13 protein-coding genes are annotated in these 14,336 nt (G+C 57.4%); 9 read left to right on the forward strand and 4 right to left on the reverse strand.

Features of this window, described 5'->3' with window-relative positions:
• The first annotated feature begins 4 nt into the window (after positions 1-4).
• Complete coding sequence (gene secB, locus F0155_RS04790) at positions 5-499, forward strand: protein-export chaperone SecB (RefSeq protein ID WP_150523332.1); 495 nt, start codon at positions 5-7, stop codon at positions 497-499.
• A gap of 168 nt (positions 500-667) precedes the next feature.
• Entirely contained in the window at positions 668-1,087 is a 420-nt protein-coding gene (locus F0155_RS04795; RefSeq protein ID WP_150523333.1) for a DM13 domain-containing protein, read from the forward strand.
• A gap of 68 nt (positions 1,088-1,155) precedes the next feature.
• Here F0155_RS04795 and F0155_RS04800 read toward each other — a convergent pair whose 3' ends face one another.
• The 3 genes from F0155_RS04800 to hrcA form a co-directional block, all read right to left on the reverse strand.
• Complete coding sequence (locus F0155_RS04800) at positions 1,156-3,342, reverse strand: methyl-accepting chemotaxis protein (protein WP_150523334.1); 2,187 nt, start codon at positions 3,340-3,342, stop codon at positions 1,156-1,158.
• Positions 3,343-3,799: 457 nt separating this feature from the next.
• Positions 3,800-4,603 (reverse strand): HesA/MoeB/ThiF family protein, encoded by an 804-nt coding sequence (locus tag F0155_RS04805; protein WP_150523335.1) that lies wholly within the window; start codon positions 4,601-4,603, stop codon positions 3,800-3,802.
• Positions 4,604-4,642: 39 nt separating this feature from the next.
• A complete protein-coding gene (hrcA, locus tag F0155_RS04810) occupies positions 4,643-5,722 on the reverse strand; it encodes a heat-inducible transcriptional repressor HrcA (protein ID WP_150523336.1) in 1,080 nt (359 codons plus the stop codon).
• A gap of 137 nt (positions 5,723-5,859) precedes the next feature.
• Here hrcA and rph point away from each other — a divergent pair, with 137 nt between their 5' ends.
• The 6 genes from rph to F0155_RS04840 all read left to right on the forward strand — a co-directional run bounded on the left by rph (position 5,860) and on the right by F0155_RS04840 (position 11,686).
• A complete protein-coding gene (gene rph / locus F0155_RS04815) occupies positions 5,860-6,573 on the forward strand; it encodes a ribonuclease PH (protein ID WP_150523337.1) in 714 nt (237 codons plus the stop codon).
• Between the two features lie 23 nt (positions 6,574-6,596).
• A complete protein-coding gene (gene rdgB / locus F0155_RS04820; RefSeq protein ID WP_150523338.1) occupies positions 6,597-7,235 on the forward strand; it encodes an RdgB/HAM1 family non-canonical purine NTP pyrophosphatase in 639 nt (212 codons plus the stop codon).
• Positions 7,235-8,404, forward strand: coding sequence for a radical SAM family heme chaperone HemW (hemW, locus tag F0155_RS04825; protein ID WP_192913751.1), 1,170 nt, complete (start codon positions 7,235-7,237; stop codon positions 8,402-8,404). Before rdgB ends, hemW begins: the two co-directional genes overlap by 1 nt.
• Before the next feature lie 275 nt (positions 8,405-8,679).
• Complete coding sequence (gene phaZ / locus F0155_RS04830) at positions 8,680-10,239, forward strand: polyhydroxyalkanoate depolymerase (protein WP_150523340.1); 1,560 nt, start codon at positions 8,680-8,682, stop codon at positions 10,237-10,239.
• Positions 10,240-10,405: 166 nt separating this feature from the next.
• On the forward strand, positions 10,406-10,822 hold the full coding sequence (locus F0155_RS04835; RefSeq protein ID WP_150523341.1) for a DUF2852 domain-containing protein: 417 nt from the start codon (positions 10,406-10,408) through the stop codon (positions 10,820-10,822).
• 129 nt (positions 10,823-10,951) lie between these two features.
• On the forward strand, positions 10,952-11,686 hold the full coding sequence (locus F0155_RS04840) for a M48 family metallopeptidase (protein WP_150523342.1): 735 nt from the start codon (positions 10,952-10,954) through the stop codon (positions 11,684-11,686).
• A 6-nt stretch (positions 11,687-11,692) separates the two neighbouring features.
• On the opposite strand, the gene F0155_RS04845 is transcribed toward F0155_RS04840, so the two are convergent.
• Positions 11,693-13,873, reverse strand: a complete 2,181-nt coding sequence (locus F0155_RS04845; RefSeq protein WP_150523343.1) for a transglycosylase domain-containing protein — start codon at positions 13,871-13,873, stop codon at positions 11,693-11,695.
• Between the two features lie 145 nt (positions 13,874-14,018).
• Here F0155_RS04845 and F0155_RS04850 point away from each other — a divergent pair, with 145 nt between their 5' ends.
• A complete protein-coding gene (locus F0155_RS04850) occupies positions 14,019-14,336 on the forward strand; it encodes a DUF1330 domain-containing protein (RefSeq protein ID WP_150523344.1) in 318 nt (105 codons plus the stop codon).

A 14,336-nucleotide genomic window follows, 5' to 3' on the forward strand; every position in this document is an offset into this window, starting at 1 on the left:
CACGATGACTGACACGAATGACAGTGGCGCAACGGCGCAGGCAGGCGGCGAAACCGCAGCACCGGGAATGCACATCCTTGGCCAGTACATCAAGGATCTGTCTTTTGAAAACCCGAACGCTCCGCGCTCCCTGCAACAGGGTGAGCAGCCGAAGCTGGATATCAACGTCAATGTCGGTGCCCAGCAGCTCGGAGAAGGCCAGTTCGAGGTTACTCTGACGCTGAATGCAAAGGCCCAGCGCCCGGACATGGTGATGTTCAATGTGGAGCTGGTTTATGCTGGCCTCTTCCGCATCACTGGCGTGCCGAACGAGCACATGCATCCGTTCGTCATGATCGAATGCCCGCGGATGATCTTCCCGTTCGCCCGCAACATTCTCGCGGAAGCAACGCGCAATGGTGGGTTCCCGCCGCTGCTGCTCGATCCGATCGATTTCGCTCAGCTCTATCGCCAGAACATGGCGCAGCAGGCAGCCGCCGCAGAGCAGAAGCCGAACTAAGCTTTCCGGCTATTCGTACAGAAGGGCTGCAAACCACTCGTTTGCGGCCCTTTCTTGTTTCCGATCACGAACCCGTCAAAAAATGTGTCCGCACCAAAGCGGAGACAGACTTGTTTCGGATCGAAAGCGACTGCAAGTGTCCATGCGTAACTTACGGAGGACACTCGTGTGAAAAAGCTATTCCTTTTCCTGACACTGATTGCAGCGCTTGCAGTTCAACCAGCCCTTGCCGAATGGGTCCGGCCCGGCGCGAGCGAAAAGGCACGTTCGGCGTCATCACAAACAGTGCGCGGATCCTTCAAGGGAGTAAATCGCCACGTTACTTCAGGCAGCGTAGTCGTGAAGGAAACCGGCGACACGATTACCGTGACATTGGGCAAGGACTTCTCTTTTGACGGTGCACCTGACCCATACGTTGCACTCGCCAACGGAACCCGCAGGCCAATCGCGCTGTTCAGCCTGCTGAAGAAAAATAGTGGTGCCCAGTCCTTCAGCATCAAAAAACCCAAGGGTTACAAGGGCGCGTCCCACGTGCTGATCTGGTGCAAACAGTATTCGGTTACCCTCGGTCAAGCCAGTCTGAGATAAGACGGGACGGGTTCGAGACACCGGCAGGGAAAAAAGGCGGCACCGTTGTGGCGCCGCCCTTTCCGGCCTCAGGCAGCCAGTCTTGGTCCGCCATCCTGATTTTGGTCGTCACCCTGTTGCCAGACATCTGCCGACAGGAAACTCTCGACCGCTGCCGTCAGCTCCGCTCCGACCTGGGCGAGAGTTGTCGAGGCATTCTGGACCGTCTGCGAATTTTCCTGCGTTTGCTTGATGTTTGATCTCAGCTGGTTGACGCTGTCCGACGCGTTGGAACTTCCTTCTGCTGCAATGATCATGGCGCGGCTGATTTCCCCGGTTGCAGCCCCCTGCTCCTCGACAGCTGCCGCGATCGACGAGGTGACCTGACGAACAGAGCCGATATGCTCACTGATCAGGCGAATGGCCTCCACTGCCTGTGCGGTCGAGGTCTGGACTTCCGCCACCTGCGACGAGATTTCGTTGGTCGCATGCGCGGTCTGGTTTGAAAGCTCCTTCACCTCCGCAGCAACCACGGCAAATCCCTTGCCGGCATCTCCGGCGCGGGCCGCCTCAATGGTTGCATTGAGAGCGAGAAGATTGGTCTGCTCGGCAATCTCGCGGATCATGTTGATCACTTCTCCGATCTTGTCCGCAGCATTGGTCAAGGCGGTCACATCTGCGTTGGTCCGATCGGCGACATTTGACGCTTCCCCGGAGATCTTCAGGGCCTGATCTGCGTGACGGCTGATTTCCTCGATTGAAACCCGCAGTTCCTCGGCAGCCGAAGCGGAGGCCTGCACACTGTGGTCGGAGGTCTCGCTCGCCTTGATGGCGCTTTCGCTGGCCCCTGTCGCGACCTGGGTGATCTGCACCATCTGGCTCGCGATATGTGACATCTCGCTGGTTTGGGTGTTTAGCTGTTCCTGAATGGCCTGTACCTGTCTGCGGAATGTCGCCACAACGTCATTCATCTGACGACGGGTCTCGATTGCCCGTGTCGCCCGATCTGCGGATTGGGCCTCCATGCTCGCGCGGGCGATGGCGTTTTCGCGGAACACCTTCAACGCCTGTTCCATGTCACCAATTTCATCTTGCCGCTTGATGTCGCTGATTTCGATATCGAGCTTGCCGTCCACCAGAGCCTTGATGTTCTTGACCAGAACGCCGAGTGGATTTGTCAGCGAGCGGGCGAGCAACCAGCCGAATACGGATGCAATCAACAGGAAGGCGGCCGCGGAGCCGATCATGGTCAGGCGCAGGCTTTGCAGGGCGGAATAGGCTTCATCCGCGCTCTGCAGTGTCAGCAGCGTCCAGTGGGTTCCGCCGAACTCCAGTTGACTGGCAACCCCAACCATCTGCATGTCGCGCCAGGTCTCCATCTGGAAAAGATGGGTTCCCGAAGAAACGGCCTGAATCATCGTCTCGCGCGGCAGGCTGGCAACGAGGATATCGTTTTGCTCTGTATGGGCGGAGTCGTTGCGCAGGAAACCGTCGTCACCAAGGATCAGTGTTTCGCCGGTTTCACCAAGTCCTGTTTTGCGCGCCATGACCGCATTCAGATTGTCGATGGGCATTTGATAAACGAGAACACCTGCAAGCGTGCCATTGTCCATGACGGGCGTTGAGATGAAGCTTGCCGGAACATCATGGCTTGGTGCGTAGGGCTTGAAATCGAAGAAATGCACGGCTCCCGGTTGGCCGTCGCGAGCCGCCCTGTAAGCCTTTCCAAGGTCAGTTGCAGCCCATTGACCGTCTGCGGAAAAATTGGTGGCAAAGTCTTCTTCCTTGAACACCGTGTAAACGAGATCCCCGTTGGCGTTGAACAGGAAGATGTCATAGTAGCCCTGATCACTCAGCAATTTGCGGAACCGCGGGTGGTGTGCCTTGTGCACCAGATCATAGCCAGAACCTGTCTGGGCAAAGTCGAGCTTGTGCTTTTCTCCCAAGGGGTTCGGATTGTTTCGGATATAGGCTGTTTTGAGTGCGTTCGTTGCATCTGACCCAAGGGTGGAAAAAGCGGCATTGAACGCCTCCAGTGCTGCCACGGTGGAAGGCAGTTCGGAGACGAACGCAAGATCTTTCTCGATTGAATTCAGATAGTCACCCAACTCGCGGGAGCGGTTCTGGGAGGCCGCATTCAGCCGTTCCTCCGTCATACGGGTGATTTCATTTGATGCGGTCAGGTAGCTGCTCGTGCCGATACCGATGCCGACCAGAAAGACGCAGCCAAGAATGGCGGTCGGAATTTTCGCGCGAACAGACATTCGGTTCCACATGGCAATCTCCAGAAGTACTTGCCGCTGTGTTCAGCGGCTAAGGAAAATTTTCCAAACGAAAAGAAAATCGCCAATATTATTTGGCTATTCTCTTCAATTTTACAGTTTTGAAGTATAAATACGTCAAACCATCAAGATTTATAGTTTTAATAGTTTTTATATTTATACTTTTTATATTATTTGTTATGTGAATACATCAACACTCAAAAGTATATGAGGAGTTAATAAAACAATCACAGATAGAAAAATTGGTAATATGACGTATGGGATTTCACGCATTAGGTGCTATCTGATAGTCAGAAAAACGGAGGAAATCAGCAAAAATTTCAATAGGGTAAGGGTCGATCAGGCTGCCGACATATACTTTGGGTTATCTACGATGCATTGACGCGGCAAGGGTTGCCGAAATGAGGTCGGGTTCAGGTATCAATGGTTCGCTGAAACGAGACGTGGCGAGCTATTGTAATTCCAGCATCTGAGGCCAGGATCGTGGCTCGTCCCCGGACAGGGGATTTTTGGCAGAGTGTTTGTAGCGGATTATCTCCATCCGAAAGCTCTTTGCGTCAAAAAGGATCAGTCGCCCTGTCAGGCGGTCGCCGAAGCCGACGATCTCCTTGATGACTTCCATGGCCTGCATTGTTCCGATGATGCCTGTCAGGGCGCCGAGGACACCCGCTTCGGCACAGGTTGGAAGCAGACCTGCCTTGGGCTTTTGCGGAAACAGGCATCTGTAGGTCGGATTGGGCGTGCCGTCCTCGCGGTTTTCGAAGGGGCGCAAGGTGGTGATCGAGCCATCGAATTGACCAACGGCCGCGGTCACCAAAGGTTTCTTGGCAAAGAAGCAGGCATCAGACAAAAGATAGCGCGTGTCGAAATTGTCCGACCCGTCGACCACCAGGTCATAATTGGAAACAAGGGCCATGGCGTTATGCCCGGCGATGCGGGTCGGGTGTGGCTCGACGTGAACATTCGGATTGAGCCGGGCAATTGCTTCCGCGGCACTGGCCACCTTGGGTTCGCTCAGCTGATCCGTGCCATGGATCACCTGCCGCTGCAGGTTCGACAACGACACGGTGTCGTCGTCGACAATTCCAAGTGTTCCGACACCGGCAGCGGCAAGGTACTGCAACACTGGCGCACCCAGGCCACCTGCCCCCACAACAAGAACACGGGCCTGTTTCAGCTTTTGCTGACCAGCCCCGCCGATATCCTGCATGATGATATGGCGGGCATAGCGTTCCAGTTCGGCAGGTGACAGCATCTGTATTCCGTTGGTCGTGTTGGTCTGTCAGCTCTCTTATCACCCGAGGATCTTGCTGACCATGCGCGCTGTATAATCCACCATGGGAATAACGCGGGCATAGTTGAGCCGGGTTGGTCCAATCACGCCCAGAACGCCGATGATGCGCTGATCCCGGTCCCGATAAGGCGAGACAACCAGCGAGGAACCGGACAGGGAAAACAGGTTGTTTTCCGATCCGATGAAAATCCGAACTCCGTCGCCCTTTTCGGCAAGGCCAAGCAGCTGGATGAGATCGCGCTTGTTCTCAAGGTCATCAAAGAGAAGGCGAATGCGTTCCAGATCCTCAACCGCGCCGACATCCGTCAAAAGGTTGGACTGACCGCGCACGATGAGGGTTCCGGCCTCTTCGCTATTGTTTCCACTCCAGACCGCAAGGCCGGCATCGATCACTTTTCGGCTGAGCTGGTCCAGTTCCGCTTCGCCAGCGGCCTTCACCTTTTCCAGCTCCGCCCGCACTTCAGGTATCGTTCGACCCTTAAGATGGGCATTCAGATAGTTTCCCGCCTCAACCAGAGCCGACGAGGGCAATCCGGCAGGAAGGTCGACCACCCGGTTTTCCACGCTGCCATCCTCACCGACAAGAATGGCCAGCGCCCGCAGCGGTTCAATGCGGACGAATTCAATGTGTTTGAGGCGCATGTCCGACTTGTGCGTCAGAACAACACCTGCGCCGGCAGACAGGCCGGACAGCATCTGGCTGGCTTCGGTCAGCACCTGTTCGACGGAATTTGCGCGCGTGGAGGCATGTACCTGCAGTTCGATCTGCCGCCTTTCGTCCTGTGAAAGATCCCCGATCTCCAGAAGCGAATCGATGAAGAAGCGGAGTCCGATTTCTGTTGGCAACCGCCCGGCACTGGTGTGGGGAGAATGCAGGAGCCCCATATGCTCCAGATCAGCCATCACGTTTCGGACCGATGCGGGAGACAATGAAACACCGAGACTGCGGGACACGTTTCGCGATCCCACGGGCTCCCCCGTTGTCAGGTAGCTTTCCACAATGGATCTGAAAATTTCCCGCGATCTCTTGTCGAGGTCTACAAGGCTCACCTTTGGAAACTCCGTCGGTTCAACGAACATGCCCAAGATATAGGGACAATTTCATCCCCATGTGCAAGCGGCGCTTTACGTTGGACCTCTGGCAAGGCTACAACGCAGTCCACACGTTGGCGATTTTGCGCCTTATTCCGGACCAGCTCAACATCGGGAACCAAAATATGCGTCCTTCCAAACGCGCCAATGACGAACTCCGCGCCGTAACTCTGGAGCGCAATGTATCAAAGCATGCAGAAGGCTCCTGCCTGGTCAAGTTCGGCGACACGCATGTCCTGTGCACAGCCAGCCTTGAAGAGCGGGTTCCGCCGTGGTTGCGCGGCCAGCAGCGCGGCTGGGTCACAGCCGAATATGGCATGCTGCCGCGCGCGACCGGAGACCGCATGCGCCGTGAGGCCAGTGCCGGAAAGCAGTCGGGCCGGACCCAGGAAATCCAGCGCCTCATCGGTCGCTCCCTGCGCGCTGTTGTCGATCTGGAAGCGCTGGGCGAGTGCCAGATCACCGTTGACTGTGATGTCATTCAGGCTGATGGCGGAACGCGTACGGCTGCAATCACCGGCGCTTGGGTAGCCCTTCGAGACTGCATCGAGTGGATGAAGGCGCGCGACATGGTGAAAAAGCCGGTCCTCAAGGATCATATCGCGGCAATTTCCTGTGGTATCCATGAGGGTACCCCTGTTCTCGACCTCGACTATGCAGAAGACAGCACCGCAGAGACTGACGCGAATTTTGTCATGACCGGGTCGGGCGGTATCGTCGAAATTCAGGGAACAGCCGAAGGGGCGCCGTTCTCCGAAGAAGAGTTTGCGCAACTGATGGCTCTTGCCAAACAGGGCATTGGTCGTCTCGTCGATCTTCAGAAAATGTCGATCCTCTGAGGCAGACAGGGACAAAAACGCAGATGAGCCATCGCAAACTTGAACCGGGGCGCCTTGTCGTTGCCAGCCACAACAAGGGCAAGATCCGCGAGATCAACGAGCTTCTTGCGCCTTTCGGCTTCGATGTCGTTTCCGCAGGCGATCTCGATTTGCCCGAACCGGAAGAAACCGGCACGACATTCGAGGCCAATGCCGAGCTGAAGGCGCGTGCAGCGGCCGAAGCTTCGGGTCTGCCGTCCCTTGCCGATGACAGCGGATTTTGCGTAGCAGCCCTTGGAGGCGACCCCGGCATCTATTCTGCGCGCTGGGCAGGTCCGGACAAGGACTTTGCCATGGCGATGCGGAACGTCGAGGAAAAACTGCAGGAAAAGGGCGCTGTTTCGGCCGACCAGCGGCGCGGTTCTTTTGTGGCGGTCCTGGCTCTGGTGTGGCCGGATGGTCATCTGGAGCAGTTCCGCGGCGAGGTGGAAGGCGAGGTTGTCTGGCCACCGTGCGGGGAAAAGGGCTTCGGCTACGATCCGATTTTCCGCCCCGATGGACATGAGCGGACATTTGGCGAAATGACGAGTGAGGAAAAGCACGGCTGGTCTCGGACCGAACCTGCCCTGTCCCACCGCGCCCGCGCTTTCCAGATGTTCGCACGCGCCTGTCTGGAGGGATGATGGCAGCCGGGGGCAAGGCATCGCCGGAAGGCGGGTTCGGGATCTACGTCCACTGGCCGTTTTGCGCGGCCAAGTGCCCCTATTGCGATTTCAATTCCCATGTCCGCCATCAGGCGATCGATCAGGAGCGCTATGCGGCGGCCTTCGAGGTCGAGCTGGCTCATTTTGCCGAACAGACCAAAGGCAACAGGGTCCAATCGATCTTCTTTGGCGGCGGCACACCGTCGCTCATGAAGCCACAAACAGTGGAACGCATTCTGGACCGGATTTCATCCCTGTGGAGCATTGACGATCAGGCTGAAATCTCGCTGGAGGCAAATCCGTCGAGTGTCGAAGCCGAGCGCTTTCGCGGCTACCGGGCTGCCGGAGTCAATCGGGTGTCTCTGGGGGTTCAGTCGCTGCATGATCGCGACCTGAAGCTGCTTGGTCGTTTGCATGACGTGGAAACGGCCCTCAGGGCGATCGAGACGGCCCGCCAGACCTTCCCGCGTCTTTCATTCGATCTGATCTATGCCCGCCCTGACCAGTCGCTGGACGACTGGCGCGAAGAACTCACCCGCGCGCTGGATCTGGCGGCGGATCATCTGTCGCTTTACCAGCTGACCATCGAGCAGGGCACCCCATTCTACACGCTCTTTCATGCGGGCAAGCTTACGTTGCCGGAGCCCGAACTCGGGGCAGAATTCTATGCTTTGACACAGGATATCACATCAGCGCGGGGACTTCCCGCCTATGAGGTATCCAACCATGCGGCTCCCGGAGCCGAATGCCGCCACAATCTGGTCTATTGGCGCTATGGGGACTATGTCGGGGTTGGTCCCGGTGCGCATGGCCGTATTTCCGTTGGAGCCAGCAAACGGGCAACCGCCATTGAGCGGCATCCTGAAACTTGGCTCGAAAATGTTGAGGCCCACGGTCATGGTGCCGTTGAGGACGTTCCCTTGAGCGAAGAGGAACAAGGCGATGAATTCCTGCTCATGGGATTGCGTCTGACGGAAGGCATTGACCTGGCTCGCTATGAGCGTTTGTCTCATCGCAAGATCGAACCGGTGAGATTGACTGCACTTCTGGAACACGGAATGGTGGAACAGCTGGGGGAAAACCGAATTCGCGCAACGCGAGACGGTTTTGTGGTTCTGGACGCTGTGGTTGCTGATCTTGCTGCGTAAATGACGTTAGCGGATATTGTCTCTTTCTTTACCTCATTGATTTATATGTAAAAACCAGATTGCTCAAAATACGGGGCAACTGTCGTAAGAAGTTTGCAGTAACTGTCGATCACTGGTGGCAAAATTACAATCTGTGCCGCTTTGTCAATTAGCAGTATTGCAGTGCAATCGAACATTTGCCTATTCTGGTGCAATGCAAAACGTTTCCTGACCGGTCGTTGGAACGATACGGGCTGTCAGCAAGCGTTCCTGAGAGGTGCTAAGGAGCAATGCGCGTGCCATATTATCACCTGTATGAACTGAACCATGCTGTCATGGGCCCGATCCGGGCTGCGGCGGACATGACCCGTCTCTATTTTCAGAACCCGCTCAATCCCTTGAGCCACACCAGCTATGGCCGCTCGGTCGCGGCAGGCTGCGAGGTTCTGGAACGCACCACACGTCGATATGGCAAGCCGGAATTTGGCCTGACAGATACCGTGGTTGGCGGTGTGAAAGTCCCGGTTTCGGAAAGCATTGTCTGGAAGAAGCCGTTCTGCAATCTGGTCCACTTTGAACGTGGCTCGGTGGGGGACCGCAACGACCCGAAAATTCTGGTCGTGGCTCCCATGTCCGGTCACTACGCAACTCTGCTGCGTGGCACTGTGGAAACCCTGCTGCCTCATGCCGAGGTCTATATCACCGACTGGGTGGATGCCCGCATGGTGCCGATGCAGGACGGTCGCTTCGACCTCGATGACTACATCGATTACGTGGTCGAGATGCTGCATTTCCTCGGTCCGAACTCGCATGTGATTGGCGTTTGTCAGCCGTCCGTTCCGGTTCTGGCAGCTGTTGCCGTGATGGAGGGACGCAAGGATCCGTATGTGCCGGCGACCATGACCCTGATGGGTGGCCCGATCGATACCCGGGTGAAGCCGACGGCCGTCAACGACCTCGCGGTTTCCAAGGGTATGGACTGGTTCGAAAGCAACGTGATCATGAAGGTCCCGTTCCCTCATCCCGGCTTCATGCGGGATGTCTATCCCGGCTTCCTGCAGCTCTCCGGCTTCATGGGCATGAACCTCGATCGTCACGTTTCGGCACACCGGGAATTCTTCCAGCACCTCATTGAGGGTGACGGGGACAGCGCGGAAAAACACCGCGAGTTCTATGATGAATATCTGGCCGTCATGGATCTGACCGCAGAATTCTATCTTCAGACCGTACGGACCGTCTTCATCGAACATTCCTTGCCGCGCGGTGTCATGATGCATCGCGATGAGCCGGTGGATTGTTCCAAGATCCATCGCACGGCCCTGTTGACCGTCGAGGGAGAGAAGGACGACATCACCGGTGGCGGCCAGACCGAGGCAGCCCACAAGCTTTGCTCCGGACTGGATGCCGACAAGAAGGTACACTACCTGCAGCCGGGTGTCGGTCATTACGGCGTGTTCAACGGCTCGCGCTGGCGGTCCGAAATTGCTCCGCGTGTTCTCGATTTCATTCGGACCCATCGCGAGATCAGGAAGCAGCAGAAAACTGCAAAACCTGTCGCCAAGGTCGCGTCTGAAAAGTCTGAAACGCCGGTCGCAAAAGTCGAAGCCCATAACCCGATCGAAAAAATCCTCCTCGCCAAGCCGCAAGGCGTGGCGGACGATCTGAAGGCCATTGCCGGGGTGGGGCCGAAGCTGGAAAAGGCCCTGAATGAGGCTGGGATCTTCCACTATTGGCAGATTGCCGGGTTGGCGGATGAGCAGATCGAAGCTCTTGATGCCAAACTGGATTTGCGCGGCCGCATGGCCCGCGACAACTGGCTGGAACAGGCGCGCAAGCTGTCCGAAACAGTCGCCTGATATCTTGCCAATTCCGCAGATGGACAAGAGCCCTCTCCCACCCGGAGGGGGCTTTTTTCTTGCATTGCAGCAGGAAGCTGCAAGCAGAATTTATGCACCGCATGCTTGAACACGAAACCGTGAGCCCCCACCTCTATCCTGTAGATGCCAACTTACGGATAGGACTATGACAACGTCAGCAAGTTGCACGATCAAACCGGCCTGGACCCCGGTAACCATCGGTCTGATGGTTCTGGGTTTCGTGGCGTTCTGGCCGCTCGGCCTCGCCATGCTGGCCTATATTCTCTGGGGTGACAGGTTCCACGACATGGCACGCGATGCCAAAAGCCAGTGGCGCGCAAGCCCCTTCAAGGGAGCAGTGGATCAAATGGCAAGCGGAGCCTATGCACGCACGGGAAATGTCGCCTTTGACGAATACCGTGAAAAGGAAATCAAGCGTCTGGAAGAAGAGCGTGCGCGCCTTGATGCCATGCGCAATGAATTCGATGACTTCCTGCGTGATCTGCGGCGTGCCCGCGATCAGGAAGAATTCGATCGCTTCATGAACAACCGCGGTCGCGGCGGTTCCCCCGAAGCATCCTGATCTGATCCGTCAGACACAATAAGCGGACCGAGAGCGGCGCAATTGCGCCGCTCTCGTCCGTTTTGGGTCCTGATTTCCGGCGATCGAGGGTATTGTGAGCTAGAGAACCTGATTCGAAACAGAACCTTCATGCGCTTCAAGGTCACCCGCCCGCCCCTTCCCGATCATCTGACGCTGACGTCGGGCGATACCAACGTCCAGATCCGGCTGCGGCGCGACAATCGCGCACAGAGATATCTCCTTCGCATTCCTGCAGACCAATCTGGCCCGGTGCTGACCGTGCCGAAATCCGGCGACGCGTCACGAGCCGAACGCTTTGCCCGCCAACACATCGACTGGCTCTTGTCGCGATTGAGTCAGAAGCCGGACCAGACGCCGTTTCAGGATGGCAGCGTCATCCCATTTCGCGGAGCCGACCATCTGATCGTTGCAACGGGCGGCTTGCGGGGACTTGTTTCTGTTTCAAGTGAAGGGGATAGGGCGCGCATACTTGTTCCAGGAGCGCCCGAGCATCTGGCCCGCAAGCTGACGAGTTTCCTGAAGGAGGAGGCTCGCAAGGACCTGACGCAAGCTTGCACATTCCATGCGGAAAAGGTCGGGCGCAAGGTTGCCGGGATCAGCATTCGAGACACGACGAGCCGATGGGGATCCTGCGCTGCCAATGGACGCCTGTCCTTTTCCTGGCGCCTTATCCTGGCTCCGCCGGACATTCTGGACTATGTGGCAGCCCACGAGGTGGCACATCTGCGGGAAATGAACCACTCGGACCGGTTCTGGAAGATCTGCCGTGAGCTCGCACCGCAGACGCCCGAAGCCAGAAAATGGCTCAAGGAAAAGGGCGCAACCCTCCACGCCTACGGATAGGGGAAACTATCCGCCAAACAGGCTCTTGAACAGGTTCAACGGGCCACCTTCGCTCTCGCCGGGGGGAGGTCCAACCCAGTCGCCGCGCGCGCCGGCAGACGCGGTGGGACGAGGGGCGCGAGGTTTGGGAGTGGCGACAACAAGCGCGGCACTGCCAACGCCCGGCAACTCGGCGACTGGCAGGTTTTCATGCGCGCTATCCATGACATTGCGCCAGATTTCGGCAGGCAGGGTTCCCCCTGTTGCCTTCTTTGTCGGCGAGTTGTCGTCATTTCCAAGCCAGACGGCCGTGGTAAGGTTTCCGGTATAGCCAATGAACCAGGCATCGCGGGATTTCTGGCTGGTACCAGTCTTGCCGCCGGCGGCCCGCCCACTGGCCAGCTTGGCCTTCTGGGCCGTCCCGGTCAAAAGCGTCTGGCTCATCATCAGGTTCATCTGCCAGACATGTTCTCGGGCGACAACACGGCCCCGGCCGTCGCCGGTGCGGGCGTAGAGCAACTTGCCGTCAATGGTCCGAATTTGGCGAATGATGTGCGGAATGACGCCGTATCCGCCATTGGAAAAGGGAACATAGGCGCTGGCGATCTCCAGCGGGGTGACTTCCGAAGTGCCAAGAGACAGCGAGAGGTTGCTCGTCAGCTCGGAGCTGATGCCGAGTCGCTTTGCCGTCTCGATCACACGGGGTGGCCCGACTTCATAGGCAAGCTGTGCGGCCACCGTGTTGAGAGACAGGCTGAGCGCACGCGTCAGCGTCACGTCACCATAGTATTCCTTTGTGTAGTTCCTTGGCGACCATTTGCCGAACGTGACTGGACGGTCCTGGCGAATGGTATCGGGGGTCAGGCCATGTTCCAGCGCAGCCAGATAGACAAATGGCTTGAAGGCTGAGCCCGGCTGGCGCTTGGCGCTTGTGGCACGGTTGAACTGGCTCTTGCCATAATCCGCGCCGCCTACCATGGCCTTGACCGCTCCGGCCGTGTCAAGGGTGACGATGGCGCCCTGCGAGACCCCGAGCTTGTAGCCGTTTTCGGCAAGGCCTTTGCGAAGCGCATCCTCTGCGGCGCGCTGCATAGTCATGTCGAGCGTCGTGTCGACAATGATATCCGTGTCGATGGAGCCGATATACTGGGGCAACATATCCATGACCCAGTCGGCGGCATAGTTTTTCGCGGCGGTCGTGTGGCGTGTAACGACTGTAGCCGGAGCGGCAATGGCCGTCCGTGCTTCCTCGGCGGTGATATAGCCCTCTTCGCTCATGGCTGCGAGAACCAGTTCGGCGCGTTCCGTCGCCAGATCGGGGTTCCTCGCCGGGGAATAACGCGACGGGGCTTTCAAGAGACCGGCAAGGATGGCGGCTTCCGAAACCGTGACAAGCCGGGCCGACTTGCCGAAATAGCGCCGGGAAGCCGCGTCAACACCATAGGCCCCCGCGCCGAGATACACCCGGTTCAGGTACATCTCCATGATCTCGTCCTTGGAATACTCGGCTTCCAGCCACAGGGCGAGCACGAGCTCCTGGATCTTGCGCTTCAGTGTTCTGTCCGGCTCCAGAAAGAGGTTCTTCGCCAATTGCTGCGTGAGCGTGGACCCACCCTGCACGAGGCGCCCAGAGGTCAGGTTTGTGACCACTGCGCGGGCAAGTCCAACCGGATCCAGCCCGAAATGGGACCGAAAGCGGCGGTCCTCAATGGCTATGACAGCGTTGGCGAGATAAGGCGGCAATTGCTCGAGGCGCACGGCCTCACCCCCCGTGTCACCACGATTGCCGAGCAACTCTCCATCTGCCGAGACGATCTTGATGTTCGGTGGACGGTCAGGAACCGCCCATTCGGACTTCGGAGGCAGGTAGGCGGCATAATAGCCGACCACGCCAACAGCAAAGATTGTGGCCCAGATGCCAAGCACGGCACCCCAATAGAATGTCCTTCGAAAGAGCCAGGGAATGAAACCGCCGGAAGAGCCTGATGACTTGCCCTTCTTGCGGCGATTGGCACCGGATCGGCCACCGGTCTTTCGTCGATCACTGCTTCCTTTTTCGGACTTGGCGGATTTTTTGCGCGCAGGTTTGGAGCCGGCAGAGCCTTCCGAAGCCCTGTCCTGCGAGGATGGACGCACGTTCAGCTTGCCCCGGTCAGATCCATCGAAGGACGGTTCGATCTTTTGACCGCGCTTCCCTTTGCTTGCCATCGAAAATCCGATTACCCAATACCAATAAATCAGCAGAAATGCCGTTGTCCCCTTGGTGACAATAGATTGAGGCGAATTAACGGGGCGTTAAGGGTCATGTGATGGCCCTCCCATGACAGGAATTCAGAAAAAAGGGAGAGCAATCATGGCAAAAGGGTATTGGATTGGTCGTATCGACGTGTCTGATCCAGAGGCTTACAAGGCCTATATCGAGGCCAATGCAGAGGCATTCGCCAAATATGGGGCGCGATTTGTGGTGCGGGGCGGCGAATTCACGTCAATGGAAGGCTCCGCTCGCCAACGGAATGTGGTGATCGAGTTTGACAGCTACGAGACCGCACTCGCCTGCTATCGCTCTCCCGAATATGCACGAGCACTGGCGCTGCGCCTTCCGGTAGCGACGGGTGATCTCATCGTCGTTGAAGGGTATGACGGTCCTCAGCCGGTTGACCAAGGCAAATAG

The sequence above is a fragment of the Roseibium sediminis genome, assembly GCF_008711325.1.
Taxonomy (GTDB): domain Bacteria; phylum Pseudomonadota; class Alphaproteobacteria; order Rhizobiales; family Stappiaceae; genus Roseibium; species Roseibium sediminis.